The organism is Streptomyces sp. NA02950, from assembly GCF_013364155.1.
Classification (GTDB): Bacteria; Actinomycetota; Actinomycetes; order Streptomycetales; family Streptomycetaceae; genus Streptomyces.
Genome location: NZ_CP054916.1, coordinates 3,080,745 through 3,107,467, shown reverse-complemented (window position 1 = coordinate 3,107,467; position 26,723 = coordinate 3,080,745). Strand labels below are relative to the sequence as shown.

Annotated in this window: 23 protein-coding genes, 1 tRNA gene and 1 pseudogene; 24 read left to right on the top strand and 1 reads right to left on the bottom strand. The window is 70.3% G+C overall.

Features of this window, described 5'->3' with window-relative positions; all coding sequences use genetic code 11:
* The first annotated feature begins 483 nt into the window (after nucleotides 1-483).
* The 3 genes and pseudogenes from HUT19_RS13035 to HUT19_RS44255 all read left to right on the top strand — a co-directional run.
* Nucleotides 484-1,917, top strand: a complete 1,434-nt coding sequence (locus HUT19_RS13035; RefSeq protein ID WP_176186820.1) for a DUF234 domain-containing protein — start codon at nucleotides 484-486, stop codon at nucleotides 1,915-1,917.
* Between the two features lie 75 nt (nucleotides 1,918-1,992).
* The gene (locus tag HUT19_RS44260) at nucleotides 1,993-2,880 is read left to right on the top strand and encodes an SWIM zinc finger domain-containing protein (RefSeq protein ID WP_368661690.1); all 888 of its coding nucleotides are present in this window, start codon (nucleotides 1,993-1,995) and stop codon (nucleotides 2,878-2,880) included.
* Nucleotides 2,762-3,124, top strand: a pseudogene (locus HUT19_RS44255) (DUF6880 family protein); the annotation flags it as partial. The gene HUT19_RS44260 and the pseudogene HUT19_RS44255, both read left to right, overlap by 119 nt.
* Nucleotides 3,125-3,530: 406 nt before the next feature.
* Here HUT19_RS44255 and HUT19_RS13025 read toward each other — a convergent pair.
* Nucleotides 3,531-3,602: transfer RNA gene (locus HUT19_RS13025), tRNA-Arg, on the bottom strand.
* Nucleotides 3,603-3,827: 225 nt separating this feature from the next.
* On the opposite strand from HUT19_RS13025, the gene HUT19_RS13020 reads away from it, so the two are divergent.
* The 21 genes from HUT19_RS13020 (at nucleotide 3,828) to atpA (ending at nucleotide 26,721) form a co-directional block, all read left to right on the top strand.
* Complete coding sequence (locus HUT19_RS13020) at nucleotides 3,828-4,259, top strand: PleD family two-component system response regulator (protein ID WP_254885553.1); 432 nt, start codon at nucleotides 3,828-3,830, stop codon at nucleotides 4,257-4,259.
* A 233-nt stretch (nucleotides 4,260-4,492) separates the two neighbouring features.
* On the top strand, nucleotides 4,493-5,542 hold the full coding sequence (nrtL, locus tag HUT19_RS13015; RefSeq protein ID WP_176180633.1) for an ArgS-related anticodon-binding protein NrtL: 1,050 nt from the start codon (nucleotides 4,493-4,495) through the stop codon (nucleotides 5,540-5,542).
* A gap of 19 nt (nucleotides 5,543-5,561) precedes the next feature.
* Nucleotides 5,562-6,953, top strand: coding sequence for a diaminopimelate decarboxylase (lysA, locus tag HUT19_RS13010; protein WP_176180632.1), 1,392 nt, complete (start codon nucleotides 5,562-5,564; stop codon nucleotides 6,951-6,953).
* A gap of 94 nt (nucleotides 6,954-7,047) precedes the next feature.
* Nucleotides 7,048-8,340, top strand: a complete 1,293-nt coding sequence (locus tag HUT19_RS13005; RefSeq protein WP_176180631.1) for a homoserine dehydrogenase — start codon at nucleotides 7,048-7,050, stop codon at nucleotides 8,338-8,340.
* 104 nt (nucleotides 8,341-8,444) lie between these two features.
* Nucleotides 8,445-9,533 carry a threonine synthase gene (gene thrC / locus HUT19_RS13000; protein ID WP_176186816.1) on the top strand — a complete coding sequence of 363 codons (1,089 nt, stop codon included), beginning with the start codon at nucleotides 8,445-8,447 and terminating at the stop codon, nucleotides 9,531-9,533.
* A 360-nt stretch (nucleotides 9,534-9,893) separates the two neighbouring features.
* Entirely contained in the window at nucleotides 9,894-10,808 is a 915-nt protein-coding gene (gene thrB / locus HUT19_RS12995; protein ID WP_176180630.1) for a homoserine kinase, read from the top strand.
* Between the two features lie 404 nt (nucleotides 10,809-11,212).
* Nucleotides 11,213-13,336 carry a transcription termination factor Rho gene (gene rho, locus HUT19_RS12990; RefSeq protein ID WP_176180629.1) on the top strand — a complete coding sequence of 708 codons (2,124 nt, stop codon included), beginning with the start codon at nucleotides 11,213-11,215 and terminating at the stop codon, nucleotides 13,334-13,336.
* Between the two features lie 376 nt (nucleotides 13,337-13,712).
* Nucleotides 13,713-14,828 carry an LCP family protein gene (locus HUT19_RS12985; RefSeq protein ID WP_176180628.1) on the top strand — a complete coding sequence of 372 codons (1,116 nt, stop codon included), beginning with the start codon at nucleotides 13,713-13,715 and terminating at the stop codon, nucleotides 14,826-14,828.
* 168 nt (nucleotides 14,829-14,996) lie between these two features.
* Complete coding sequence (gene rpmE, locus HUT19_RS12980) at nucleotides 14,997-15,221, top strand: 50S ribosomal protein L31 (protein WP_176180627.1); 225 nt, start codon at nucleotides 14,997-14,999, stop codon at nucleotides 15,219-15,221.
* Between the two features lie 123 nt (nucleotides 15,222-15,344).
* The gene (prfA, locus tag HUT19_RS12975) at nucleotides 15,345-16,415 is read left to right on the top strand and encodes a peptide chain release factor 1 (protein ID WP_176180626.1); all 1,071 of its coding nucleotides are present in this window, start codon (nucleotides 15,345-15,347) and stop codon (nucleotides 16,413-16,415) included.
* A 51-nt stretch (nucleotides 16,416-16,466) separates the two neighbouring features.
* Nucleotides 16,467-17,312, top strand: coding sequence for a peptide chain release factor N(5)-glutamine methyltransferase (prmC, locus tag HUT19_RS12970; RefSeq protein WP_176180625.1), 846 nt, complete (start codon nucleotides 16,467-16,469; stop codon nucleotides 17,310-17,312).
* A gap of 47 nt (nucleotides 17,313-17,359) precedes the next feature.
* On the top strand, nucleotides 17,360-18,007 hold the full coding sequence (locus HUT19_RS12965) for an L-threonylcarbamoyladenylate synthase (RefSeq protein WP_176180624.1): 648 nt from the start codon (nucleotides 17,360-17,362) through the stop codon (nucleotides 18,005-18,007).
* Complete coding sequence (locus HUT19_RS12960; protein ID WP_176180623.1) at nucleotides 18,004-18,666, top strand: protein-tyrosine-phosphatase; 663 nt, start codon at nucleotides 18,004-18,006, stop codon at nucleotides 18,664-18,666. The genes HUT19_RS12965 and HUT19_RS12960 overlap by 4 nt, the downstream gene beginning before the upstream one ends.
* A gap of 99 nt (nucleotides 18,667-18,765) precedes the next feature.
* Entirely contained in the window at nucleotides 18,766-20,112 is a 1,347-nt protein-coding gene (glyA, locus tag HUT19_RS12955) for a serine hydroxymethyltransferase (RefSeq protein WP_176180622.1), read from the top strand.
* A 63-nt stretch (nucleotides 20,113-20,175) separates the two neighbouring features.
* Entirely contained in the window at nucleotides 20,176-21,540 is a 1,365-nt protein-coding gene (locus HUT19_RS12950; protein ID WP_176180621.1) for an MraY family glycosyltransferase, read from the top strand.
* 263 nt (nucleotides 21,541-21,803) lie between these two features.
* On the top strand, nucleotides 21,804-22,259 hold the full coding sequence (locus tag HUT19_RS12945) for a hypothetical protein (protein ID WP_176180620.1): 456 nt from the start codon (nucleotides 21,804-21,806) through the stop codon (nucleotides 22,257-22,259).
* A gap of 264 nt (nucleotides 22,260-22,523) precedes the next feature.
* Entirely contained in the window at nucleotides 22,524-23,333 is an 810-nt protein-coding gene (gene atpB / locus HUT19_RS12940) for a F0F1 ATP synthase subunit A (RefSeq protein WP_176180619.1), read from the top strand.
* 74 nt (nucleotides 23,334-23,407) lie between these two features.
* The gene (gene atpE, locus HUT19_RS12935) at nucleotides 23,408-23,650 is read left to right on the top strand and encodes an ATP synthase F0 subunit C (protein ID WP_020868408.1); all 243 of its coding nucleotides are present in this window, start codon (nucleotides 23,408-23,410) and stop codon (nucleotides 23,648-23,650) included.
* Between the two features lie 37 nt (nucleotides 23,651-23,687).
* A complete protein-coding gene (locus tag HUT19_RS12930; RefSeq protein ID WP_176180618.1) occupies nucleotides 23,688-24,248 on the top strand; it encodes a F0F1 ATP synthase subunit B in 561 nt (186 codons plus the stop codon).
* The gene (locus tag HUT19_RS12925; RefSeq protein WP_176180617.1) at nucleotides 24,245-25,060 is read left to right on the top strand and encodes a F0F1 ATP synthase subunit delta; all 816 of its coding nucleotides are present in this window, start codon (nucleotides 24,245-24,247) and stop codon (nucleotides 25,058-25,060) included. The genes HUT19_RS12930 and HUT19_RS12925 overlap by 4 nt, the downstream gene beginning before the upstream one ends.
* A gap of 89 nt (nucleotides 25,061-25,149) precedes the next feature.
* Nucleotides 25,150-26,721 carry a F0F1 ATP synthase subunit alpha gene (gene atpA, locus HUT19_RS12920; protein WP_176180616.1) on the top strand — a complete coding sequence of 524 codons (1,572 nt, stop codon included), beginning with the start codon at nucleotides 25,150-25,152 and terminating at the stop codon, nucleotides 26,719-26,721.
* The last annotated feature ends 2 nt before the right edge of the window (nucleotides 26,722-26,723 follow it).

The following is a 26,723-nucleotide window of genomic DNA, read 5'->3' as shown; positions in this document are numbered from 1 at the left end:
GAGGTCGGCTGTTCTCTCACGGCCGGTGCGTCGGGTGGTGACCGAGTTTTGGGCTCAGGGTGACCAGAGCCGTCAATTGCCCGCTGAAGCAGGGGAATTGGCGCGTGATTCTTCGTCGCGTCAGCGGCCTGCTCGCTGAACTCCTGGCCGGGGGACGACGGCTGGGCCGTCCCGTCACCCTCCGGGCGCCCCGGCCGGGCGGCCGGACAGCCGCACATACGCGAAGACCCCGCTCTCAGCCGCTGGGCGTACATGAGGGCGAACCGACCCATTGGTGGGCGGTGAGCTGGTGATCCAGGCGGTCGTCCCGGTGAATCGAGCGAGCGCGTAGCCGATCGGTGCTTCGACCGCTGCATATGGGAGCCGCCCCTGTCGATGCCGAAGTCGCCTGCGGCGCACGAAGAAGCGCGCTAGCATCTAAGTAAGATTCAATCTACGTAAGATCGAAACTATGTTTGATAGGTGGCCGGAGGTACGGCAGGGATGGACTTCAAGGGCAGGGTCGCTGACCTCGATCTCCTATCCAGGCAACTGGGCGTCGTGACCGGGGGCGCGGGAGCCACCCGGGGCCAGGCTGTGATCATGACGGGGCGGCGTCGGGTGGGGAAGTCTCGTCTGGTCCAGGAGTTCTGCGACCGGTCCGGCGTTCCGTACGTGGTCTTCCAGGCGACCCGGGGACGTAACGCCGTCGCCGAGCGAGCGGACTTCTCCGTGGCGCTCGCGCAGTCCGCGCTGCCCGGGGCGGAACTGGTGGCCGGGCTGCACGCAGCGGACTGGAACCAGGCGCTGCGGTCCCTGGCCGTCGCGGTGCCGGACGATGCCCCGAGCGTCGCGGTGATCGACGAAGTGCCGTGGCTGGTGGAGCAGGACCAGGAATTCGAAGGGGCGCTGCAGACGGTCTGGGACCGTCACCTGTCCGCCAAGCCGGTTCTGCTGATCCTGGTGGGCAGCGACATGTCGGTGATGGAGGCGCTGCAGTCGTACGGCCGTCCGTTCTTCGGCCGGGCCGCGAAGATGACCGTACGTCCGCTGCACCTGGCCGATGTGCAGGCCATGACCTCTCTGGATGCGGCGGACGCGGTGGACGCGCTCTTGATCACGGGGGGCTTCCCCGAGATCGTCCAGTCGTGGCGACCGGGAATGGGCCGTACGGACTTCTTGCGCGAGGCCGTGGCCAACCCTCTGTCGCCGCTACTGATGGCAGGCGAACTCTCACTCCTGGGCGAGTTCCCCGAAGCCTCGCATTCGCGAGCGGTGCTGGAGGCGGTCGGCAGCGGCGAGCGGACCTTCTCCACCATCGCCGCGCAGGCCGGAGGCGCGGGTGCCTTGCCCTCCGGGACCCTGTCGCCATTGCTGCACATCCTGCAGGCCAAGCGCATCCTGGCCACCGACCTCCCGCTCTCCGCCAAGGCCGACACCAAGAACAAGCGCTACCGGATCGCCGACCCGTACCTTCGTTTCTGGCTGGCCTTCCTGCAACGGGGAATCCCGCTCATCGAGCGCGGCCGCGGCGATCTGGCGCTGGAGCGCATCGAGCGCTCCTGGACCACGTGGCGAGGCCGTGCGGTCGAGCCGGTCATCCGCGAGTCGCTGCTGCGCCTGCTCCCCGATGACCGATGGCCCCACACGGAAGCGGTCGGCGGCTGGTGGAACCGTCAGAACAACCCCGAGATCGACCTGATCGGCGCCGACCGCGAACCGGTCGCGGGCGCGGTGCACTTCATCGGCTCGATCAAGTGGCTGGAGTCGCAGTCCTTCGGCCGACGCGAGTACGACGCCCTGGCTCGGGACATGCTCGCGGTGTCCGGCGCCGAACCGGACACCCCGCTCGTGGCCGTCTCCCGCTGTGGCGTTGAGGACGGCCTGCCGCTCGCGGCGCACTGGGGCCCGGAAGACCTGGTCCGCGCCTGGCAGTAGCCGGGGGAGCGGCGGGCGAGCGACCCAGAGGGCGGATGCCGGGGTCAGCAGACGGCGCGAGAGCGGAGGAAGGCCATGGAAGGGTTCAGCGAGTCGACTCTGCGGGCGTTGGCCGGTCCGCGCTCCTTCGAACGGGGAAGGGGGTATCTGGACGCGGTGTCCGGGGTCGAGGTCGGTGACGGCTGGGTCACCGCGAGTGTCCACGGCACGGAGCGGTACGAGGTGGAGCTGACGCTGGACGGGCCCGGCGGGCTGTCCGGAGAGTGCGACTGCCCGTACGGCCTGGAGGGCAACTTCTGCAAGCATCTGGTCGCCCTCGGCCTGACGGCGCTCGCCCAGCGGGAGAGCCTGCCGCGGCAGCGGAAGGCGGCCCGGGACCGCGCGCAGGACCTCGAGGGGTGGCTGTCCGACCTGTCCAAGGACGAGTTGCTCGCCCTGGTGCGGGAACAGGTCGCCGAGGATCGGCAGTTGCGGCGCCGCCTGGAGCTTCGGGCCGCGAGTGCCCGCGGAAACCTCGCTGCGTTCCGGGCCCGTATCCGCGATCTGCTCGACATCGGCCCGTTCGCGCAGCACGGGTACGTCGAGTACGCCGACGCCCGCACCTACGCCGATCAGGCCGGGCAGGCGGTGTCCGCGATCGGCGCGCTCACCGGTTCGGGCCGGGCCGACGACGCGATCCCCCTGGCGCGGGAGGCGATGAAGCTGCTCGCCGACGCGGTGGAGAGCGTCGACGACGCCGACGGCTGGCTCGGGCAGGTCGGTGCGGACCTCGCCGACGCCCACCTCGAAGCATGCCGTGCGGCACGCCCCGACCCCGAGGAACTCGCGCGCTGGCTGGTCGGCCATGCGCTCGGCGACGTGGACGACGGCCTCACAGACATCGACCCGCTCGACTACGAGGAAATCCTCGGCGAAGCGGGGATGGCCGTCCTGCGAGCTGGCGGTCGAGGCGTGGCGGGGTAACCGCCGCGGCTGGGCGGAGAAGTACCTGACGGAGCGTCTGGCCAAGGCGGGAGGTGACGTCGACGCGGTGATCGCCGTGCATGCGGCCGACCTCTCACCGAACGGACACACGCACCTGGTCATCGCCCACGAGCTGGACACCGCCCGGCGCCCCGAGGAGGCCCTGCGCTGGGCGGAACGCGGCATCCAGGACGCCCGCGATCTCGCCGCCGTCGACACTGCCCTTGTCGACTACCTCTGCGACCGCTACGCGCAGGCGGACCGGCTCCCCGATGCCGTGGCCCTGCGCCGCGACCCCTTCCGCGCCCGCCGCACCCTGCTCGCGTACCAGCAACTTCGCGCCGCCGCGCGGGCCGCGGACTGTTGGCCGGCCGAGCGTGAGGGGGCGCTGGACCTGCTGCGCGCCGACGCGGGACAGCGTCGGCAGCCCTGGTACAGCGGCCGGGTTCTGATCGACGCCCTGCTCGATGACAAGGACCTCGACGCCGCCTGGCAGGCCGCCACCGACATCGGCGCCGACGACCAACAGTGGCTCACCGTCGCCCCATGGAACAAAAATCGGGCGCCCGCACCGAAGTGCTGGCACCCGATCATGGCACCCGGGACGGACAATCACGGCAAAACCGTCATGCCCATTCCCATTCTCTGGGTGCCCCCGGCAGGATTCGAACCTGCGCACACGGCTCCGGAGGCCGTTGCTCTATCCCCTGAGCTACGGGGGCGTTGCCGCCGGTGTTTCGCGGCGACGGGTAGAACCCTACCAGCTCACTCGGGGTGTTCATGAACGCTTATCGGGAGAGGGTCCGGAGGGGCGGGCGGCGGGAGCGGAGGGGGGTATACCGCATGTGGCGGCGGGGGCGCAGGAGTCCGGGGCAAAGGTCCCCCGCACGTGGCGGAAGTGGGCAAAACCCGGACGTGGCCGGGGCCGCGCGCCTACTCTTCAGTTTGTGCCTGGGTTGTCCGGCCGGGTCCTTGTCGTTGACGACAACAAGGTCATCCGGCAACTGATCAGGGTCAACCTCGAGCTGGAGGGCTTCGAGGTCGTGACCGCGGCGGATGGTGCCGAGTGCCTGGAGATCGTCCACCAGGTGCGGCCCGATGTGATCACTCTCGATGTCGTGATGCCCAGACTGGATGGGCTGCATACGGCATCACGGTTGCGTGCGGATGCTCGGACGTGTCATGTGCCCGTCGCGATCATCAGTGCGTGTACGCAGTACGAGATGGACAGTGGGAAGGCGCTGGGCGTCGACGCCTTCCTGGCCAAGCCCTTCGAGCCGACCGACCTGGTGAAGCTCGTGGGGCGGCTGATGAGGCGAGGGGGTGCTGGGGCCACGGCTCCTGGTGATGCCGCGCCGGTTGTGGGGCCCACCGGCTAGTCGGCCGGTCGGCGGTGGGCTCCGGCGGCCGGTGGCCGACAGGTGGCAGCCGGTGGCCGGCAGCCGATGGCCGGTGGTCGTCAGTCGGCCGCCGGTGGTCGGCAGTCGGCAGCTGGCAGACAGCCACCGGCCGCCGGTGGATGCCTCGGGCGCGGGCCGTTCTTCACCGGCCCGGCGTCCGAAGGACGAAACCGGTTCGCGGGGGCACCCCCCTCCTCCCATACGCTTGTCCCGTGACTCCCGCCCAGCTCTCCCGCACTGTGCTGCACACCGTGCGTCGTGCCGTCGAGGACGACGAGCTGTGCGTCACCGTGCCGGAGCGGGTGAAGGTGCGGACTCCGCCGCGGCCCGGCTGCGGCGATTACGCCACCAACGTCGCCCTCCAGCTCGCCCGGGCCGAGGGGGTGTCCGGCGGCGGTGCGCTGCGGATCGCCGAGATACTGCGGCGGCGGCTGGTCCGTACGCCCGGGATCGCGCGCGTCGACATCGCCGACCCCGGGTTCCTGAACATCACCCTCGACGCCACCTCCCACGGGCACCTCGTGGACACCGTCCTCGCCCAGGGGCGCGACTACGGGCGCGGGGACGGAATGGCCGGGGAGCGGGTCCGGTTCGCCTCCGGGACCGCCGTGGGCGAGGTACGCGCCGCCCTCGTCGCCCATGTCGTCCGCGGGCTCGTCACCGCCTGTGGCGGGGAGGCGGAAGCGGACGGCCCCGGCGGGGAGGCGCTCGCCGTCCGCGCCGCCGGTGTCTCCGCCGACGGGCTCCTCATCCGGCTCGGCCCCGACGCCGCCCGCTGGGCCCTGCTGCGGCCCGCCGCCCACGACCTCCCCGACCTCGATCCCGAGCGGCTCCTCTGCCAGCGCGAGGCCAACCCCCTCTTCCGGGTCCGGTACGCCCACGCGCGGGTCCGGGCCGTGCTGCGCAATGCCCACGACCTCGGAGTCGAGGCACAGCCGGACGGGACCGACGGGACCGACGGGACCTTGGACGGGGCCTCCTACGGCCACCCCGCCGAGATCGCCCTCCTCGCCCTCCTCGGCGACTTCCCCCGTACCATCGAGGCCGCCGCCCGCCACCGGGCGCCCGACCGGCTGGTCCGGCATCTCGTCGCCACCGCCGACGCCCTCTTCCGCTTCCACGACACGTGTCCGCCCCTCCCGCGCGGCGAGCAGAAACCCTCGGCCGTGCACCGCTCGCGGACGGCCCTCGCCGAGGCCGCCGGCACGGTGCTCGCCAACGGCCTCCACCTGCTCGGCATGACCGCTCCAGAACATCTGTGACACCTGCGAGAGAGACACCATGAGCCGTTCCGCCCACCCCGCCGGCCCCCGCCACGCCGATGTCCTTCCCGAGGGGCACTACAGCGCGCCGCCCGCCGACCTCAACCAGCTCGACCCGCGCGTGTGGTCCCGTACCGTCGCCCGGAACGCCGACGGTGTCGCCACCGTGGGCGGGATCGACGTGACGCGGCTGGCCGAGGAGTTCGGGACGCCCGGCTACTTCCTGGACGAGGAGGACTTCCGGGCCCGGTGCCGGGCCTGGCGGGAGGCGTTCGGGGACGAGGCCGACGTGTTCTACGCGGGGAAGGCGTTCCTCTCCCGGGCCGTGGTGCGCTGGCTGCACGAGGAGGGGCTCAACCTCGACGTGTGCTCCGAGGGGGAGCTGGCCACCGCGCTGGCCGCCGGGATGCCCGCGGAGCGGATCGCGCTGCACGGGAACAACAAGTCGACGCGGGAGATCACCCGCGCGGTCGAGGCCGGGGTCGGGCGGATCGTGCTCGACTCCTTCCAGGAGATCGTGCGGGTGGCGCACATCGCCCAGCGGCTCGGCAGGCGCCAGCGGGTGCAGATCCGGGTCACCGTGGGCGTCGAGGCGCACACCCATGAGTTCATCGCGACCGCGCACGAGGACCAGAAGTTCGGCATTCCGCTGGCGGGCGGGCTGGCCGCCGAGGCGGTGCGGCGGGCGCTGAAGCTGGACGGGGTGGAGCTCATCGGCATCCACTCGCACATCGGCTCGCAGATCTTCGACACCTCCGGGTTCGAGGTGGCCGCCCACCGCGTGGTCGGGCTGCTGAAGGAGGTCCGCGACGAGCACGGGGTGGAGCTGCCGGAGATCGACCTCGGCGGCGGCCTCGGCATCGCGTACACCGCGGACGACGATCCCAGCGAGCCGCACGAGATCGCCGCGGCGCTGCGCGAGATCGTGCACCGCGAGTGCAAGGGGGCGGGGCTCGCGGTGCCGCGGCTGTCGGTCGAGCCGGGGCGGGCGATCGTCGGGCCGACCGCGTTCACGCTGTACGAGGTGGGAACGGTCAAGGAGCTGCCGGGCCTGCGGACGTATGTGAGCGTCGACGGCGGGATGTCCGACAACATCCGTACCGCGCTCTACGACGCCGAGTACTCGGTGGCGCTGGTCTCCCGCACCTCCACCGCCGAGCCGATGCTCTCCCGCGTCGTCGGCAAGCACTGCGAATCCGGTGACATCGTGGTCCGGGACGCTTTTCTGCCCGCCGATCTGGCGCCCGGCGACCTGATCGCCGTCCCCGCCACCGGCGCCTACTGCCGCTCGATGGCGAGCAACTACAACCACGCGCTGCGTCCGCCGGTCGTCGCCGTACGCGACGGACAGGCGCGGGAAATCGTCCGGCGGGAGACCGAGGAAGATCTCCTGCGGCTCGATGTCGGCTAGCGAGAAATAAATCTCGGATACTGGACCCGGGATAGGAATTTCCGTCCAGTGCCTGAGACTGGTGCACCAAACGATGGATGAGAGACGAGGTCGGATGATGCGTACGCGTCCGCTGAAAGTGGCGCTGCTGGGCTGTGGGGTAGTGGGCTCAGAGGTGGCGCGCATCATGACGACGCACGCGGACGACCTGACGGCGCGCATCGGGGCTCCGGTGGAGCTGGCAGGGGTGGCCGTGCGCCGCCCCAACCGGGTCCGTGAGGGGGTGCCGGAGCACCTGGTGACCACCGACGCCACCGCCCTGGTCAAACGCGGGGACATCGATGTGGTGGTCGAGGTGATCGGCGGGATCGAGCCCGCCCGGTCCCTCATCACCACCGCGTTCGAGCACGGCGCGAGCGTGGTCTCCGCCAACAAGGCGCTGGTCTCCCAGGACGGCGCGGCCCTGCACGCCGCGGCCCAGGAGCGCGGCGCGGACCTGTACTACGAGGCGGCGGTCGCGGGCGCGATCCCGCTGGTGCGGCCGCTGCGCGAATCGCTGGCGGGCGACAAGGTCAACCGGGTCCTCGGCATCGTCAACGGCACCACCAACTTCATCCTCGACCGGATGGACGGCAGCGGCGCGGGCTACAGCGAGGCGCTGGACGAGGCCACCGCGCTCGGCTACGCGGAGGCCGACCCGACCGCCGACGTCGAGGGGTTCGACGCCGCGGCCAAGGCCGCGATCCTCGCCGGGATCGCCTTCCACACCCGGGTCACCCTCGACGACGTGCACCGTGAGGGCATCACCGAGGTGACCGCGGCCGACATCGCCTCCGCCAAGCGGATGGGCTGCACCGTCAAGCTGCTCGCGATCTGTGAGCGCGCCGCCGACGGCCGGTCCGTCACCGCGCGGGTGCATCCGGCGATGATTCCGCTGGCCCATCCGCTCGCCTCGGTCCGCGAGGCGTACAACGCGGTGTTCGTGGAGGCCGAGGCCGCCGGCCAGCTGATGTTCTACGGGCCGGGGGCCGGTGGCTCGCCGACCGCATCGGCGGTGCTGGGCGACCTGGTCGCCGCCTGCCGCAACAAGCTGGCGGGCGCCGCCGGACCGGGGGAGTCCGCCTACAGCAGGCTTCCGGTGAGCCCCATGGGCGATGTGGTCACGCGATACCACATCAGCCTCGATGTCGCCGACAAGCCGGGAGTTCTCGCTCAGGTCGCCACAGTCTTCGCCGAGCACGGAGTGTCGATCGATACGGTCCGCCAGCAGGGGAAGGACGGTGAGGCTTCCCTCGTTGTCGTGACCCACCGCGCGAGCGACGCCGCGCTGTCGGCGACCGTGGAGACGCTCCGCAGCCTCGACACGGTCCGCGACGTCGCCAGCATCATGCGGGTCGAGGGCGAGTAGAGAGCGGGTGGAGCGGGTGACGCGGGCGTACCGCACAGCAGCGGGGCCGGGAGTAGCAGGGGAGTAAGGAAAACATGAACGCAATCGCCGACGCAGGGCCGCGAATGTCCGGCACCCGCCAGTGGCACGGCTGGCGGGGCATCATCGAGGAGTACCGCGACCGGCTCCCGGTCAGCGGGACGACCCCCGTCGTCACCCTCCGCGAGGGCGGCACCCCGCTCGTGCCCGCGCAGGTGCTCTCCGAGCGCACCGGCTGCGAGGTCCACCTCAAGGTCGAGGGCGCCAACCCCACCGGGTCCTTCAAGGACCGCGGGATGACGATGGCCATCAGCGCGGCCAAGGAGGCCGGTGCCAAGGCGGTCATCTGCGCCTCCACCGGCAACACCTCGGCCTCGGCCGCGGCCTACGCGGTGCGGGCCGGGATGGTCTGCGCGGTGCTGGTCCCGCAGGGGAAGATCGCGTTGGGCAAGATGGGCCAGGCCCTGGTGCACGGCTCGAAGATCCTCCAGGTCGACGGCAACTTCGACGACTGTCTGACGCTGGCACGCGGGCTGTCCGAGAAGTACCCGGTGGCGCTGGTGAATTCGGTCAACCCGGCCCGTATCGAGGGGCAGAAGACCGCGGCCTTCGAAATCGTCGACATGCTCGGCGACGCGCCCGACATCCATGTGCTCCCGGTGGGCAACGCGGGCAACATCACCGCCTACTGGAAGGGTTACAAAGAGTACGCGGTGCCCTTCGGGGACCAGGAGCCCCGGTCCACCCGCACTCCCCGGATGTGGGGGTTCCAGGCGTCCGGCGCGGCGCCGATCGTGCGCGGTGAGCCGGTCCGCGAGCCCAGCACCATCGCCACCGCGATCCGTATCGGCAATCCCGCCTCCTGGAGCTTCGCCGAGCAGGCGCGGGACGAGTCGGGCGGTCTCATCGACGAGGTGACCGACCGTCAAATCCTGGCCGCCTACCGGCTGCTCGCCTCCCAGGAGGGCGTCTTCGTGGAGCCGGCCTCCGCCGCGAGCGTGGCGGGCCTGCTCAAGGCCGCCGAGCAGGGTCTGGTCGACCCGGGCCAGCGCATCGTGTGCACGGTGACGGGCAACGGGCTGAAGGACCCGGACTGGGCGGTCGCGGGCGCGCCGCAGCCGGTTGTGGTCCCGGTGGACGCGGACGCGGCCGCCGTACGCCTCGGACTCGTCTAGCGCCGCGGGCCGGGATCCACCGGATTCCGGCCCGTTCCGGTGCCGGCCCTCGACCCCGCTTCCACCGGCGGCTTTCTCAAGATCCACTCAAGTGGTGGAAAAGATGCACGGGAGCGAAGTGGGCGCGCGGCACGCTCAAGTAGAGTGGTCGGGGACGGCGGCAGGGAGCGCGACACGCATCGTGCGCCTCCCGTGCGCCCTATGTCGCCACAGAACCTTCCTTCGATAGGCTGTACTGAATCCGCCCCGACGCAGAGTGCTCACCTCTGCGCGGCGTCGCCGTACTTCGCGTGACAACCCCCGCGGTTTTCCGTACCTCTTCGAGAAATCTCACGCACACACAAGGAGAGTCATCGAGCGATGGCCGGTCCAGCGTTCCGCGCCGCCGCCGTCCGAGTGCGCGTCCCCGCCTCGAGCGCCAATCTCGGCCCCGGCTTCGACGCCCTCGGCCTGGCCCTGGGGCTCTACGACGATGTGGTGGTCCGGGTGGCCGACTCCGGTCTGCATGTCGACATCGCGGGCGAAGGCGCACCGACCCTGCCGCGCGACGAGAGCCATCTGCTCGTACGGTCCCTGCGGACCGCGTTCGACCTGCTGGGCGGTCAGCCGCGGGGCCTCGAGGTGGTCTGCGCCAACCGGATTCCGCACGGCCGCGGCCTCGGTTCCTCCTCCGCCGCCATCTGCGCCGGGATCGTCGCCGCGCGCGCGGTGACCATAGGCGGCGCCGAGAAGCTCGACGACGCGGCGCTGCTGGAGCTGGCCACCGAGATCGAGGGCCACCCCGACAATGTCGCCGCGTGTCTGCTCGGCGGCTTCACCCTCGCCTGGACGGACGCGGGAGCCGCGCGGGCGATCAGGATGGACCCGGCCGATTCCATCGTTCCGGTGGTCTTCGTCCCGGGCAGCCCGGTGCTCACGGAGACCGCCCGCGGACTGCTGCCGCGCACCGTCCCGCATGTGGACGCGGCGGTCAACGCGGGCCGGGCGGCCCTGCTCGTTGAGGCCCTGACCAGGCGTCCCGAGCTGCTGCTCGCGGCGACGGAGGACCGGCTGCACCAGGAATACCGCGCTCCGGCGATGCCCGAGAGCCTGGCCCTGGTGAACCGACTGCGCGCGGACGGCGTCCCCGCGGTCATCTCCGGTGCGGGCCCCACGGTGCTCGCGCTGGTCGAGGACGGTGCGGCCGACAAGGTCGCACGACTGGCGGGTGAGGGATGGGCGGCCAACCGGCTGGCTCTCGACGCCGGGGGGGCGAGCGTTCTGCCGCTCAGCTGACACCACGCCCGGCACGGCCCGGGCGCTGGGAAAACTCGATTGCCGGTCTTGGAGAGGGGGAATGTTTGTTGGATCCGGTAGTGTTAACCTCAAGTCTGCACTGGATGCCTCTTGGATGTACTCGGAGGCGAGGTGCTCAGTGTCCCCATCAGGGACCACCCTTCTTCCGGGAGCCTCCCAGCACTGCCTGAGCAGCCTGCCTGAGCAGTATCGAGCACGCTCCGGAATCGGCGTGGCGGAGCCGAGGAAAGTCTTCCGTCTCGCCGGAACCATGAACTGATCTCTCCGCCGTAACCCGGCGGACCACCGCCCCGGCCCGGTCCGTAACGGAAGGACCACAGCCGGACAGCACAACCGGTCGCCGAGCCAGACAGGCCGACGCCCGCTCCAGGGAAGGACCCTTCGTGAGCGACACCACCGATCTGATGGGCGTGAACGCCTCCGGTACCTCCGACAGCAGTGTCGGCAATGCCGCCGCGCCCGCTACGGACGCTCCCGCCGCGCCTGCCACCGGTGCTGCCACTGGCGCTGCCCCGCGGCGACGCCGCTCGGGCACCGGCCTTGACGCCATGGTCCTGGCGGAGCTCCAGCAGCTCGCCTCGAGCCTCGGCATCAAGGGCACCGCGCGGATGCGCAAGAGCCAGCTGATCGAGGTCATCAAGGAGAAGCAGGCCGCGGGCTCCGGCGGAGCCCAGAGCTCCGAGAGCGCCTCCGACGAGGAGGTGACCAAGCCCAAGCGCCGTGCCACCTCCCGGGTCCGTACGGGCGATGGCAGCGCCGACGCGGCCAAGCAGGAGACGACCGCGAAGGCGGGCAAGGCCGACAAGGCCGACAAGGCCGACAAGGCCGACAAGTCCGCCAAGGCGGAGAAGAGCGACCAGGCCGAGAAGGCTGTGGCGCAGCAGCAGATCGAGATCCCGGGCCAGCCGGGCGAGCCGGCTGCCGATGAGCAGCCCGCCGGTGAGCGCCGCCGCCGTCGTGCGACCGCGTCCGCCGGGAGCCCCGAGCAGGGGGCCACGGCCACCGCCGTCGAGACCAAGACCGAGGCCAAGGCGGACGCGAAGGCCGAGGCCGCCGTGGACACCGCCGAGGGTAAGGGCGGCAAGGGCGGCGCCGACCGCCAGGACCGCCAGGAGCGCGGTCAGAAGGGCGACCGCCGGGAGCGCGGCGGCCAGCGCGACCGCCGCGGCGGCAAGGGGGACGACGGCCAGCAGGGCGGCGGCCGCCAGCAGCGTGACGGGCGCGGCCAGGGCCAGCAGCGCGCCGGCGCCGATGACACCGACGACGACTTCGAGGGCGGGCGCCGCGGGCGCCGCGGCCGGTACCGCGACCGCCGTGGCCGCCGTGGCCGCGACGACTTCGGCAACGAGCCGCAGGTGTCCGAGGACGATGTGCTGATCCCGGTCGCGGGCATCCTCGACATCCTCGACAACTACGCGTTCATCCGGACCTCCGGTTACCTCCCGGGCCCGAACGACGTGTACGTCTCGCTCGCCCAGGTGCGCAAGAACGGTCTGCGCAAGGGCGACCACGTCACCGGTGCGGTCCGTCAGCCGCGCGAGGGCGAGCGCCGCGAGAAGTTCAACGCGCTGGTCCGGCTGGACTCGGTCAACGGCATGGCGCCCGAAACCGGGCGCGGGCGGCCGGAGTTCGGCAAGCTGACGCCGCTTTACCCGCAGGACCGGCTGCGGCTGGAGACCGAGGCCAGCGGGCTGACGACCCGGATCATCGATCTGGTCGCGCCGATCGGCAAGGGCCAGCGCGGCCTGATCGTGGCCCCGCCGAAGACCGGCAAGACCATGATCATGCAGGCGATCGCCAACGCGATCACCCGCAACAGCCCCGAGTGCCATCTGATGGTCGTCCTCGTCGACGAGCGGCCGGAAGAGGTCACCGACATGCAGCGGTCGGTGAAGGGCGAGGTCATCTCCTCGACCTTCGACCGCCCGGCCGAGGACCACACCACCGTCGCCGAGCTGGCGATCGAGCGGGCCAAGCGCCTGGTCGAGCTGGGTCATGACGTGGTGGTGCTGCTGGACTCGATCACGCGTCTGGGCCGTGCGTACAACCTGGCGGCGCCCGCCTCCGGCCGCATCCTGTCCGGTGGTGTCGACTCCACCGCGCTCTACCCGCCGAAGAAGTTCTTCGGTGCGGCGCGCAACATCGAGGACGGCGGCTCGCTGACCATCCTGGCCACCGCGCTGGTCGAGACCGGCTCGCGGATGGACGAGGTGATCTTCGAGGAGTTCAAGGGCACCGGCAACATGGAGCTCAAGCTGGACCGGAAGCTCGCCGACAAGCGCATCTTCCCGGCGGTGGACGTCGACCCGTCCAGCACCCGCAAGGAGGAGATCCTGCTGGCGCCGGAGGAGCTGAACATCGTCTGGAAGCTCCGCCGGGTGCTGCACGCGCTGGACTCGCAGCAGGCCATCGAACTGCTGCTGGACAAGATGAAGCAGACCAAGTCCAACGCCGAGTTCCTGATGCAGATCGCCAAGACCACGCCCACCCCGGGCAACGGCGACTGATCCGGCACGGTCCGCGGAAGGGGCCTTCCCGCCACGGCGGGGAGGCCCCTTCGCCGTCCGGGCGACGGTGGAGATCGCCGTCGGGACCGCCGTCGAGATCGTTGCCGAATCTGTTGTTGAGATCTGAACCACAGCGGCCGAGTCCCTCACGGACCGGCCGCGATGTCGTTCTGGGCAGCGAAAACACAGGTCAAGGCGGTAGGCGGACGAAGGGGACGAACGGCACCGGCCTCGGATCGAACAAAAAGCAAGAAAACAACATGTGCAACCCTTGCGCTCGGCCTTTCGTCTGTCTGGGCGACACCGATCCGCACCGCGATGCCAGGCCTGACCGTGACGTCAGGGGGGTACCCGGGAAACGAGGACTGAGGAGCACATGGCTGACGACAGCAGCGGTACGCCGGTGAGCCCGGGCCCAGGAGCGCGCGGAGCCGGTGGCCGCCGCCGCAAACGGCCCAGCACCCGCCGCCGCGCCGTGCACTACACGATATGGACCCTGGCCGCCGTGCTGGTCCTCGGCGGTGCCGGACTCGGATACCTCTACTACAAGCTCAACGGCAACCTCACCAGCGTCGACATCAACAACGCCCTCGGCTCCGACCGCCCCAAGAACGTCGACAACGGTTCGATGGACATCCTCGTCCTCGGCTCCGACTCCCGGGCCGGGAAGAACGCCAAGTACGGCAAGGACGAGGGCACCTCCCGCTCCGACACCGCGATGGTCGTCCACGTCTACCAGGGCCGCCAGAAGGCCAGCGTGGTCAGCATCCCGCGGGACACCATGGTCAAGCGCCCCTCCTGCGTGAAGGACGGCGAGGAGAAGCCCGCGGCGCGGCAGGCCATGTTCAACAGCGCCTACGAGGTCGGCGGCCCGGCCTGTGCCGTGAAGACCGTCGAGTCCATGACCCACATACGCATGGACCACTACCTCGAAGTCGACTTCTCCGGCTTCAAGCAGCTGATCAACGACCTCGGCGGCGTCGACATCACCACCACCACCCCGATCCACGACGAGAAGAGCCACCTCGACCTCGAGCCCGGCCCGCACAGCCTCGACGGAGAGCAGTCCCTCGGCCTGGTGCGGACCCGGCACGGCGTCGGCGACGGCAGCGACCTCGGGCGGATCAAGCTCCAGCAGGCGTTCGTCAAGGCGCTGCTGGACCAGATCAAGCAGGTCGACGTGTTCGACAACCCGAAGAAGCTCTACGACCTGGCGGACACCTCCACCAAGGCCCTCACCACCGACTCCGAGCTGGGCTCGGTGAACAAGCTGAAGGGCTTCGCCGAGGGCCTCAAGGGCATCGGCTCGGGCGATATGAAGATGACCACGCTGCCCGTGCAGTACGACCCCGAGGACCCCGCCCGGGTGCTGCCCATGAAGCGGAAGTGCGAGCTGATGTGGCGGGCGCTGCGGCAGGACCGGCCGATCCCCGCGTCCGCCACCAAGGGCTCGGCCGGCGACGCCACCAGCGCGGGCAAGGTCGTCAAGTAACGCGGGTCCGCGCCGCCCCGCACGGCGCGGCCGGGGCCCGGGAATATCCGGGCCCCACCCCCGGTTTTGGGGGATACGGCCAGTGCTGGCAGACTGGACCGTCGGTCCCGGTTCACGACAGGCAACCCGCCCGTCGACCCGGCACCCTCCCGAACCTAGGAGAATCCCTTGAAGCGCGACATCCACCCGGAGTACGTCGAGACGCAGGTCAGCTGCACCTGTGGCGCGTCCTTCACCACCCGTAGCACCGTGAGCGGCGGCACCATCCGCGCCGACATCTGCTCCGAGTGCCACCCGTTCTACACGGGCAAGCAGAAGATCCTCGACACCGGTGGCCGTGTGGCGCGGTTCGAGGCCCGCTTCGGCAAGAACGCCGGGTCCGCCAAGAAGTAGCGACCCGTACGGCGCCGGTCTTCGGTCGCCCCTCTCCTGGGGCGACCGGACCGGCGTTTTGTCGTCACCGGCCTTCCCGGCTCTTCCCCGCAAGCCCTTACGCAGACCACCCAGGGAGCCCCGATGTTCGAGGCGGTCGAGGAACTCATCGGCGAACACGCCGACCTCGAGAAGCGGCTCGCCGACCCCGCGGTCCACGCCGACCAGCGCGAGGCGATGCGGCTCAACAAGCGCTACGCCGAGCTGACGCCGATCCTCGCCGTCTACCGCGACTGGAAGCGGGCGGGCGACGACATCGGCACGGCCCAGGAGCTCGCCCAGGACGACCCGGACTTCGCCGACGAGGTGAAGGAGCTGGAGCTGCGGCGCGAGGAGCTCACCGAGCGGCTCCGGCTGCTGCTGGTGCCCCGCGACCCCAGCGACGACAAGGACGTCATCCTGGAGGTCAAGGCGGGCGAGGGCGGCGAGGAGTCCGCCCTGTTCGCGGGCGACCTGCTGCGGATGTATCTGCGCTACGCCGAGCGCGTGGGCTGGAAGACCGAGATCCTCGAGGCCAACGAGTCCGACCTCGGCGGCTACAAGGACGTCCAGGTCGCGGTCAAGACCAAGGGCTCCGCCGAGCCCGGCCAGGGCGTCTGGGCCCGGCTGAAGTACGAGGGCGGGGTGCACCGCGTGCAGCGGGTGCCCGCCACCGAGTCGCAGGGCCGCATCCACACCTCCGCCGCCGGCGTGCTGGTCACCCCGGAGGCCGAGGAGGTCGAGGTCGAGATCGGCCCCAACGATCTGCGGATCGATGTCTACCGCTCCTCCGGCCCCGGCGGCCAGTCGGTCAACACCACCGACTCCGCGGTGCGCATCACCCACCTGCCCACCGGCATCGTCGTCTCCTGCCAGAACGAGAAGAGCCAGCTCCAGAACAAGGAGCAGGCACTGCGCATCCTGCGCTCGCGGCTGCTGGCCGCGGCCCAGGAGGAGGCCGAGAAGGAGGCGTCCGACGCCCGCCGCAGCCAGGTCCGCACCGTCGACCGCTCCGAGCGCATCCGTACGTACAACTTCCCGGAAAACCGGATCTCGGACCACCGGGTCGGCTTCAAGGCGTACAACTTGGACCAGGTGCTCGACGGCGAACTCGCCCCGGTGATCCAGGCGTGCGTGGACGCCGACGCGGCCGCCAAGCTGGCCGCGGCGCAGTAAGCACCCACCGGGAAGTCCTGTGCCCTTGTCCGGACCGGCTGGAGGAATTCAGTGAACGTGCTGCTCGCCGAGGTGGCCCAGGCCACCCAGCGGCTGGCCGCCGCGGGCGTGCCCTCTCCGCGCTTCGACGCCGAGGAGCTCGCCGCCTTTGTGCACGGCGTCAAGCGGGGTGAGCTGCACGGCGTCGCCGACGCCGACTTCGACGCCCGCTACTGGGAGGCGGTCGCCCGCCGCGAGGCCCGCGAGCCCCTTCAGCACATCACCGGCCGGGCCTTCTTCCGCTATCTGGAGCTCCAGGTCGGGCCGGGTGTCTTCGTACCCCGTCCGGAGACCGAGTCGGTGGTCGGCTGGGCCATAGACGCGGTGCGGGCCATGGACGTCGTCGAACCGCTCATCGTGGACCTGTGCACCGGCTCCGGGGCCATCGCCCTCGCCCTCGCCCAGGAGGTGCCGCGCTCCCGGGTGCACGCCGTGGAGCTGGACGAGGGCGCCGTCCAGTGGGCCCGCAAGAACGTCGAGGGGTCCCGCGTCGTTCTCCAGCACGGAGACGCGATGACGGCCCTGCCCGAGCTCGACGGGCAGGTGGACCTCGTCATCAGCAATCCGCCGTACATCCCGCTGACCGAGTGGGAGTACGTCGCACCGGAGGCCCGCGACCACGACCCCCAGCTCGCGCTGTTCTCCGGCGAGGATGGCCTCGATGTGATCCGCGGCCTGGAGCGCACGGCCCACCGGCTGCTGCGTCCGGGAGGCGTCGTTGTCATCGAGCACGCAGACACCCAGGGCGGCCAGGTGCCATGGATCTTCACGGAGGAGCGTGGCTGGGCGGACGCCGCCGACCACCCCGACCTGAACAACCGGCCCCGGTTCGCCACCGCGCGGAAGGCCATGCCGTGACGACGGCACCGCACCCCACCCTGGCCACGTACGAGGAGGTCCGTTAAATGGCACGGCGCTACGACTGCGGGGACGCCACCGATCGCAAGACCGGCCTGCGCGAGGCCGCGTCCGCGGTCCGCCGCGGCGAACTGGTCGTGCTGCCCACCGACACCGTGTACGGGATCGGTGCGGACGCCTTCAGCGCCGAGGCGGTCGGCGATCTGCTGGAGGCCAAGGGCCGGGGCCGCAACATGCCCACCCCCGTCCTCGTCGGCTCCCCGAACACCCTGCACGGTCTGGTCACCGACTTCTCCGAACAGGCGTGGGAGCTGGTCGACGCCTTCTGGCCCGGAGCGCTCACCCTGGTCGCCCGGCACCAGCCGTCGCTCACCTGGGACCTGGGGGAGACCCGCGGCACCGTCGCGATCCGGATGCCGCTGCACCCGGTCGCCATCGAGCTGCTCAACGACTTCGGGCCGATGGCGGTCTCCAGCGCCAACCTCACCGGCCACCCGTCCCCGCAGGACTGCGACGCCGCCCAGGAGATGCTCGGCGACTCCGTCTCGGTCTACCTCGACGGCGGGCCCACCCCCGCCGCCGTGCCGTCCTCCATCGTCGACGTCACCGGCAAGGTGCCGGTGCTGCTCCGCGCGGGCGCGCTTAACCCCGAGCAGCTCCGCGAGGTCGTACCCGACCTCGAGGTGGCCAATTGACAGCCCCTGAGACGGGGCGTGGCATAGCGGAACACCGGGCGAAGCACGCCGAGACCTCCTTCCGCATCCTCCACGTCAGCACCGGCAACGTCTGCCGCTCGCCGATCACCGAGCGGCTGACCCGGCATGCCCTCGCCCACCGCCTCGGCAGCGCCCGCACCAGGGGACTGATCGTGGAGAGCGCGGGCACCTGGGGGCACGAGGGCGCGCCCATGGAGGCGCACGCCGCGACCGTCCTGACCGACTTCGGCGCCGACCCGGCCGGTTTCCTCGGCCGCGAACTGCTGGACGAACACGTGATTCGGGCCGATCTGGTGCTCACCGCGACCCGTGACCACCGGGCCCAGGTCATCTCCATGGGGCACTCGGCGGGGCTGCGCACCTTCACCCTCAAGGAGTTCACCCGGCTGGTACGGGCCATAGACTCCGCCACGCTCCCCGATCCGGAGGAGGCGGGCGGAGTGGTCGAGCGCGCCCGCGCGCTGGTGCAGGCGGCGGCCGCGCTGCGCGGCTGGCTGCTGGCCCCCAACGAGGAGGCGGACGAGGTGCATGACCCCTACGGGGCGCCCATCACCTTCTTCCGTTCCATCGGCGACGAGATCCACCAGGCGCTGGACCCGGTCGTCACGGCCCTGACGGGGGTCGCCGCCCCGGCCTGAGCAGCTCCGGCCGCGACGGCCGCACGGCGCGCACGGACGGTCTGCCCGGCCTACATTGGGGGTGACGCCCGACCGACCCTCCCAAGGCTGTGAGCAGCGATGGCCGTCACCTCCGCAGGGCCCCGGGGCGGCACCTCCGCCGATCCCGCCGGTGTCCCGGGCCGCACCCCCTGGGGCCCCGACTTCGAAGCGCTCGCCCGCCAGGACCCCGAGCTCGCGGGGATCATCCTGAGCGAACTGGACCGCGTCTCCAGCGGGCTCCAGCTGATCGCCGCGGAGAACTTCACCTCGCCCGCGGTGCTCGCCGCCCTGGCCTCGCCGCTCGCCAACAAGTACGCCGAGGGCTACCCCGGAGCCCGCCACCACGGCGGCTGCGAACTGGTGGACATCGCCGAGCGGGTCGCCCAGGACCGCGCGAAGGCGCTGTTCGGCGCGGAGCACGCCAATGTGCAGCCGCATTCGGGCTCCTCGGCGGTACTGGCCGCGTACGCCGCGCTGCTGCGGCCCGGCGACACCGTGCTGGCCATGGCGCTGACCCACGGCGGCCACCTCACCATGGGCTCCCCGGCGAACTTCTCCGGCCGCTGGTTCGACTTCATCGGCTACGGCGTCGATCCGGCCACCGGGCTCATCGACTACGACCAGCTCCACGGGCTGGCCCGGGCCCACCGCCCGAAGGCCATCGTGTGCGGCTCGATCTCCTATCCCCGCCACCCCGACTACGCCGCCTTCCGGGCCGTCGCGGACGAGGTCGGGGCGTATCTCATCGCCGACGCCGCGCATCCCATCGGCCTGGTCGCGGGCAAGGCGGCGCCCAGTCCGGTGCCGTACGCCGACGTGGTGTGCGCAACGACACACAAGGTGCTGCGCGGGCCGCGCGGCGGGATGCTGCTGTGCGGTGCGGACCTGGCCGAGCGCATCGACCGGGCGGTGTTCCCGTTCACCCAGGGCGGCGCCCAGATGCACACCGTGGCGGCCAAGGCGGTGGCGTTCGGCGAGGCCGCCGCGCCCTCCTTCACCGCCTATGCGCAGCGGGTGGTCGCCAATGCCCGGGTGCTGGCCGACGCGCTGGTCGCGGAGGGTCTCGCGGTCACCACCGGAGGTACCGACACCCACATGATCACCGTGGATCCGGCCCCGCTGGGCCTGGACGGACGCACCGCACGGGGCCGCTGTGCCGCCGCCGGGATCGTGCTGGACACGTGTGCGCTGGCGTCCGCGACGGAGCCCGCGGGCTGGACCAAGGGGCTGCGGCTGGGCACCGCGGCGGTGACCACCCAGGGGATGGGAACGCCCGAGATGGAACGCATAGCCGCGCTGATCGGAACCGCGCTGCGGGACGAGGGCGTGATACGGGAGAAAGTGGCGGAACTGGCGGGCAGATTTCCGCCCTATCCGGACGAGGGCCGGCGCATGCAACCATCCGAAGGTGTAGGACGTCTGTAAGTACGTTCACCGGTTGCGGTCCGACACGCATAGGGTGTGTGGCTGTGATGGCCAGCGATACCTGTGGGGCAGCCTGTGCGTGAATACCTGCTGACTCTGTGCATCACGGCCGCGGTCACCTATCTCCTGACCGGGCCGGTGCGGAAGTTCGCCATCGCGGCTGGCGCGATGCCGGAGATCCGTGCCCGTGATGTGCACCGCGAGCCCACGCCGCGGCTCGGTGGCATCGCCATGTTCGGCGGGCTGTGCGCGGGACTGCTGGTCGCCGCCCACCTCACCAACCTCAAGGACGTCTTCGAGCTGTCGAACGAGCCGCGGGCGCTGCTGTCCGGCGCCGGGCTGATCTGGCTGCTCGGTGTGCTGGACGACAAGTGGGGCGTGGACGCGCTGATCAAGCTGGGCGGCCAGATGATCGCCGCGGGTGTGATGGTGCTCCAGGGCCTGACGATTCTGTGGCTGCCGGTGCCCGGTGTGGGACCGGTCTCGCTCACGCCCTGGCAGGGCACGCTGCTGACGGTGGCGCTGGTCGTCATCACCATCAACGCGGTCAACTTCGTTGACGGGCTGGACGGTTTGGCCTCCGGCATGGTGTGCATCGCCGCCGCCGCGTTCTTCATGTACGCCTACCGCATCTGGTACGGCTACGGTCTGGAGTCCGCCGCCCCCGCGACGCTGTTCGCCGCCGTGCTGATGGGCATGTGCCTGGGCTTCCTGCCGCACAACATCCACCCCGCGCGGATCTTCATGGGCGATTCCGGCTCCATGCTGATCGGCCTGGTGCTGGCGGCGGGTGCCATCTCCATCACCGGTCAGGTGGACCCGGACGCGATGAAGCTGTTCGCCGGGTCCGAGACGGCCGCGGTGCACGCCACCGTGCCCGTCTACATTCCGCTGCTGCTGCCGCTGACCGTCATCGCGGTGCCCTTCGCCGACCTGGTGCTGGCCATCGTGCGGCGCACCTGGCGCGGCCAGTCGCCGTTCGCGGCCGACCGCGGCCATCTGCACCACCGGCTGCTGGAGATCGGCCACTCGCACAGCCGGGCCGTCCTGATCATGTACTTCTGGTCGGCGCTGATCGCCTTTGGCGCGGTGGCGTACTCGGTGAACAGCGTCGGGATGTGGTTCGTGCTGGCGATCGTGGCGCTGAGCGCGGTCGGTCTGGTGCTGTTGCTGCTGCCGCGCTTCACCCCGCGGGTGCCGCGCTGGGCCGAGGGGTTCGTACCGCCGCGCTACCGCCGCGGGCACCGGGACGCGCCGGCGGAGCAGGCCGTGGCGCGTACGGAGGCGGCCACCGAGGCCGGTGCGGCCGGGGATCCGGCGGCGGAGGAGTCCGCGCCGCGGCCGCTGGCGGCCGGGATCAACGGGGCCACCGCGATCGGTGACCGCTCCCGGTTCACCCACCGCCGGAGGATCGGCACCCCGCAGTGATCTTCGTTCAGGGGCTCTGAGCTCCGCGAAGGGGCACGTCAGAGCGTCAGCGCCGCGTGCGATCCATAACTCCTGTGTGTGACGGGCAGCACACTCAGCAGGTAAAGACCTCATCAAATAGTTTGTGATACCGTTCACTAAACCCGGTGCCAGAGCCGAGGGACCGTAGTGCGACGGTCCTTCGTCGCGAGGTCTCCCTCATCCCCGGGGATACGCTCGTCCACGACGAAACGCTGCTTCCGACTCTTGCCGGAGAACCCTTCATGCAGTCCAACGACGCCCGAACGCTTCTGAGTTGCGCCGCGCCCACGGCCGTTGCCGGGGTGGTCGCCGTCGCTGTCAGTGCTGTGGTCGTCGGTGGAAAGGGCGCGCTCGGGGCCGCCTTCGGGGCCTTCCTGGGTGCCGCGGTGATGGCCACGGGCCTCATCGTGCTGGAGCGCACCGCCAAGCACCTTCCGCAGTTGTTCCAGATGATGGGACTGGTTCTGTATATGACCCAGTTCTTGCTGGTCGCGGTGTTGCTCGCGGTGTTCAGGGACACCACGTTGTTCTCCACCAAGGCTTTCGGTCTCGCTCTGCTCGCCGCGGTGCTGGTGTGGATTGCCGCACAGACCCGCGCTCATATGAAGGCCAAGATCCTCTACGTGCAGCCCGAAGCCGAGGACGAACGCAAGCCCGAGGGGGCGAAGAAGTCCGCTCCCGCCGGGTCCACGTCGTGATCGGTAGGGCCGGTATAAAGGCACGCCCGCTCACCTGCTATCGTCCGGTGCCATCTGAGGCACAGCGGGCGCAGGTAGCCGAACCCCCGTATTCCGCGGGACGGAATCGGCGGCCCATGCAGCTGATGTCCGACACGACATTCGGCCACCCGCCGATCAGCCGCCCCCACATCCGTAAGACCAGTCCAGTGCCGTTCCGTGGCCGTGTGCCGCGCCGACACAACGAGGTTGCCGTACCCATGCGCCACGCTGAAGGAGCTCGCGGTGAGTTCTGACCAGACGCTCGCCTTCGAGACGAACTGCCACATCTTCGATGGGTGCGGCTTCCCGGCACCCGGACTCCATTCGTTCAAGTTCGAGCCGCTCTTCACGGTGGGCGGTTTCGAGTTCAACAAGCCGATGCTGCTGGCCCTGCTGGGCAGCGTCGCCATCATCTGGTTCTTCTGGGCCGCCTTCGGCCGCGCCAAGGTGGTCCCGGGCAAGCTCCAGATGGTCGGCGAGGCGGGCTACGACTTCGTACGCCGCGGGCTGGTCTACGAGGCCCTCGGCAAGAAGGAGGGCGAGAAGTACGTCCCCTTCATGGTCGCGCTGTTCTTCTTCGTCTGGATCATGAACCTCTGGTCGATCATTCCGATCGCCCAGTTCCCGGTGACGTCGATCATCGCCTTCCCGGCCGGTCTCGCCGCGATCGTCTACATCATGTGGATGTACCTGACGTTCAAGAACCACGGCTTCGTCGGCGGCTGGAAGAACATCACCGGCTACGACAAGGAACTCGGCGCGATCCTCCCGCTGATCGTCACCATCGAGTTCTTCTCGAACGTGATCATCCGGCCCTTCACCCACGCGGTCCGGCTCTTCGCCAACATGTTCGCGGGCCACCTGCTGCTCCTGATGTTCACCATCGGCAGCTGGTACCTGCTGAACGGCATCGGAATCGCCTACGCGGGCGCGTCCTTCGTGATGACGATCCTGCTGACCGCGTTCGAGCTCTTCATCCAGGCTGTCCAGGCGTACGTCTTCGTGCTCTTGGCCTGCAACTACGTTCAGGGCGCGCTCGCCAAAGGCCACTGAGCAGCCCACTCCTCGTCCATCAGACGTCCGGTGGCCAACCCCCACCGGTCCATGAAACAGAAGGAAGAACCGGCATGTCCGCTCTCCAGACCCTCGCCGCCGACGGCGTCACCGGCAACCTCGGTTCGATCGGTTACGGTCTCGCCGCCATCGGCCCCGGCGTCGGCGTCGGCATCATCTTCGGTAACGGCACCCAGGCCCTGGCCCGTCAGCCCGAGGCGGCCGGCCTGATCCGCGCCAACCAGATCATGGGCTTCGCCTTCTGTGAGGCGCTCGCGCTGATCGGTATCGTCATGGGCTTCCTCTTCAAGTCCTGACGCACCGCGTTGACCACCACAGACGAAAGGCATTGAGATGAACGCCCTGGTACAGGTGGCGGCTGAGGAGGAGAACCCCCTCATCCCGCCGATCCCGGAGCTGGTCATCGGCCTGATCGCCTTTGCCATCGTCTTCGTATTCCTCGCGAAGAAGCTCCTCCCGAACATCAACCGTGTTCTGGAGGAGCGTCGCGCGGCCATCGAGGGCGGGATGGAGAAGGCCGAGGCCACCCAGGCCGAGGCCCAGCAGGTCCTCGAGGACTACCGCGCCCAGCTCGCGGACGCCCGTCACGAGGCCGCGCGCCTGCGCCAGGAGGCGCAGGAGCAGGGTGCCGCGCTCATCGCCGAGATGCGCGCGGAGGGCCAGCGGCAGCGTGAGGAGATCATCGCGGCCGGTCACGCCCAGATCGAGGCCGACCGCAAGCAGGCCGCTCAGGCGCTGCGCCAGGACGTGGGCAAGCTGGCCACCGACCTGGCGGGCAAGATCGTCGGCGAGTCCGTCGAGGACGTCGCCCGGCAGAGCCGCACGATCGACCGGTTCCTCGATGAGCTCGAGGCCAAGGCCGCCGACGGCTCGATGGCCGAGGCCGGCCGATGAACGGAGCGAGCAGGGAGGCACTGGCAGCCGCGCGCGAGCGCTTCGACGCCCTGACGGACAACACCTCCGTCGACGCGACGAAGCTCGCCGATGAGCTGGCCGCCGTCACCGCGCTGCTCGACCGCGAGGTCTCACTGCGTCGGGTCCTCACCGACCCGGCGCAGCCCGGCGAGGCCAAGGCCGAGCTGGCCGGACGCCTGCTGGGCGGGCAGGTCGGCGGGGAAACCGTCGACCTGGTCTCCGGGATGGTCCGCAGCCGCTGGTCGCGCCCGCGCGACCTGGCGGACGCGGTCGAGGAGCTGGCGGCCGCCGCCGACCTCGTGGCGGCCCAGCGGGCCGGCACCCTCGACGACGTCGAGGACGAGCTGTTCCGGTTCGGCCGGATCGTCTCCTCCTCGCCGGAGCTGCGCGGTGCGCTGTCCGGCCGGAACGCGAGCGCCACGGCCAAGGCCGATCTGGTGCGCCGACTGCTCGGCGGCCGGGCGGACCGGGTGACCGAGCGGCTCGTGGTGCGACTGGTCACACACCCGCGCGGACGTAGCCTGGAAGCGGGTCTCGATGAGCTGACCAAGCTGGCCGCGGCCCGCCGTGACCGTACGGTCGCCGTCGTGACCTCGGCGGTACCGCTCAGCGATCAGCAGAAGCAGCGCCTCGGCGCGGCTCTGGCTCAGCTGTACGGCCGCCAGGTCCACCTCAACCTCGATGTGGACCCGGAGGTCCTCGGCGGGATCGCGGTGCGCATCGGCGACGAGGTCATCAACGGGACCATCGCGGACCGTCTCGACGAGGCGGCCCGCCGGATGGCCGGCTGACACAGCCACCAACTCAACAAGCATGCAAGCGGCCCGAGTTGGGCCGTAGTCAGATACTTCGGGCCCAACAAGGAGAGCAGGGAACCCAGATGGCGGAGCTCACGATCCGGCCGGAGGAGATCCGGGACGCGCTGGAGAACTTCGTCCAGGCGTACAAGCCGGACGCGGCCTCGCGCGAGGAGGTCGGTACGGTCAGCGTTGCCGGCGACGGCATCGCGAAGGTCGAGGGACTTCCCTCGGCCATGGCGAACGAACTGCTGAAGTTCGAGGACGGCACCCTCGGCCTCGCCCTCAACCTCGAGGAGCGCGAGATCGGTGCGGTCGTCCTCGGTGAGTTCAGCGGGATCGAGGAGGGCCAGCAGGTGCACCGCACCGGCGAGGTCCTCTCGGTCGCCGTCGGCGAGGGCTACCTCGGCCGTGTCGTCGACCCGCTGGGTGCCCCGATCGACGGCCTCGGCGAGATCGAGACCGACGGCCGTCGCGCCCTCGAGCTGCAGGCCCCCACGGTCATGGACCGCAAGTCGGTGCACGAGCCGATGGAGACCGGCTACAAGGCCGTCGACGCGATGACCCCGATCGGCCGCGGACAGCGCCAGCTGATCATCGGCGACCGGCAGACCGGCAAGACCGCGCTGTGCGTCGACACGATCATCAACCAGCGTGACAACTGGCGTTCCGGCGACCCGAAGAAGCAGGTCCGCTGCATCTACGTGGCCGTCGGCCAGAAGGGCTCCACCATCGCGTCCGTGCGTGGCGCGCTGGAGGAGGCCGGTGCGCTGGAGTACACCACCATCGTCGCCGCCCCGGCGTCCGACCCGGCGGGCTTCAAGTACCTGGCCCCCTACACCGGCTCGGCCATCGGTCAGCACTGGATGTACCAGGGCAAGCACGTCCTGATCGTCTTCGACGACCTGTCCAAGCAGGCGGACGCCTACCGCGCCGTCTCCCTGCTGCTGCGCCGTCCGCCGGGCCGTGAGGCCTACCCGGGCGACGTCTTCTACCTGCACTCCCGGCTGCTGGAGCGCTGCGCCAAGCTCTCCGAGGAGATGGGCTCCGGCTCGATGACCGGTCTGCCGATCGTCGAGACCAAGGCCAACGACGTGTCGGCGTTCATTCCGACCAACGTCATCTCCATCACCGACGGCCAGTGCTTCCTGGAGTCGGACCTGTTCAACGCCAACCAGCGCCCCGCGCTGAACGTCGGTATCTCGGTCTCCCGAGTCGGTGGCTCCGCGCAGCACAAGGCCATCCGCCAGGTGTCCGGCCGGCTCCGGGTGGACCTCGCCCAGTACCGCGAGCTCGAGGCGTTCGCCGCCTTCGGCTCCGACCTGGACGCGGCCTCCAAGGCGTCGCTGGAGCGGGGTGCGCGCATGGTCGAGCTGCTGAAGCAGGGCCAGTACGCGCCGTACTCCACCGAGGACCAGGTCGTCTCCATCTGGTCCGGCACCAACGGCAAGATGGACGACGTTCCGGTCGAGGACGTCCGCCGCTTCGAGCGTGAGCTGCTGGACTATCTGCACCGTGAGCAGAAGGGCCTGCTGACCTCCATCGTCGAGGGCGGCAAGATGTCCGACGACACCATCGCCGCCCTGAGCGAAGCGGTGGACACCTTCAAGCGGCAGTTCGAGACCTCGGACGGCAAGCTGCTGGGCGAGGGCTGAGC

Coding starts and splice junctions, on each gene's coding strand:
- HUT19_RS13035 (WP_176186820.1), top strand. CDS start 484: ATGGACTTCAAGGGCAGGGTCGCTGACCTCGATCTCCTATCCAGGCAA.
- HUT19_RS44260 (WP_368661690.1), top strand. CDS start 1,993: ATGGAAGGGTTCAGCGAGTCGACTCTGCGGGCGTTGGCCGGTCCGCGC.
- lysA (WP_176180632.1), top strand. CDS start 5,562: ATGAGCCGTTCCGCCCACCCCGCCGGCCCCCGCCACGCCGATGTCCTT.
- HUT19_RS13005 (WP_176180631.1), top strand. CDS start 7,048: ATGATGCGTACGCGTCCGCTGAAAGTGGCGCTGCTGGGCTGTGGGGTA.
- thrC (WP_176186816.1), top strand. CDS start 8,445: ATGTCCGGCACCCGCCAGTGGCACGGCTGGCGGGGCATCATCGAGGAG.
- thrB (WP_176180630.1), top strand. CDS start 9,894: ATGGCCGGTCCAGCGTTCCGCGCCGCCGCCGTCCGAGTGCGCGTCCCC.
- HUT19_RS12985 (WP_176180628.1), top strand. CDS start 13,713: ATGGCTGACGACAGCAGCGGTACGCCGGTGAGCCCGGGCCCAGGAGCG.
- prfA (WP_176180626.1), top strand. CDS start 15,345: ATGTTCGAGGCGGTCGAGGAACTCATCGGCGAACACGCCGACCTCGAG.
- HUT19_RS12965 (WP_176180624.1), top strand. CDS start 17,360: ATGGCACGGCGCTACGACTGCGGGGACGCCACCGATCGCAAGACCGGC.
- glyA (WP_176180622.1), top strand. CDS start 18,766: ATGGCCGTCACCTCCGCAGGGCCCCGGGGCGGCACCTCCGCCGATCCC.
- HUT19_RS12945 (WP_176180620.1), top strand. CDS start 21,804: ATGCAGTCCAACGACGCCCGAACGCTTCTGAGTTGCGCCGCGCCCACG.
- atpE (WP_020868408.1), top strand. CDS start 23,408: ATGTCCGCTCTCCAGACCCTCGCCGCCGACGGCGTCACCGGCAACCTC.
- HUT19_RS12930 (WP_176180618.1), top strand. CDS start 23,688: ATGAACGCCCTGGTACAGGTGGCGGCTGAGGAGGAGAACCCCCTCATC.
- HUT19_RS12925 (WP_176180617.1), top strand. CDS start 24,245: ATGAACGGAGCGAGCAGGGAGGCACTGGCAGCCGCGCGCGAGCGCTTC.
- atpA (WP_176180616.1), top strand. CDS start 25,150: ATGGCGGAGCTCACGATCCGGCCGGAGGAGATCCGGGACGCGCTGGAG.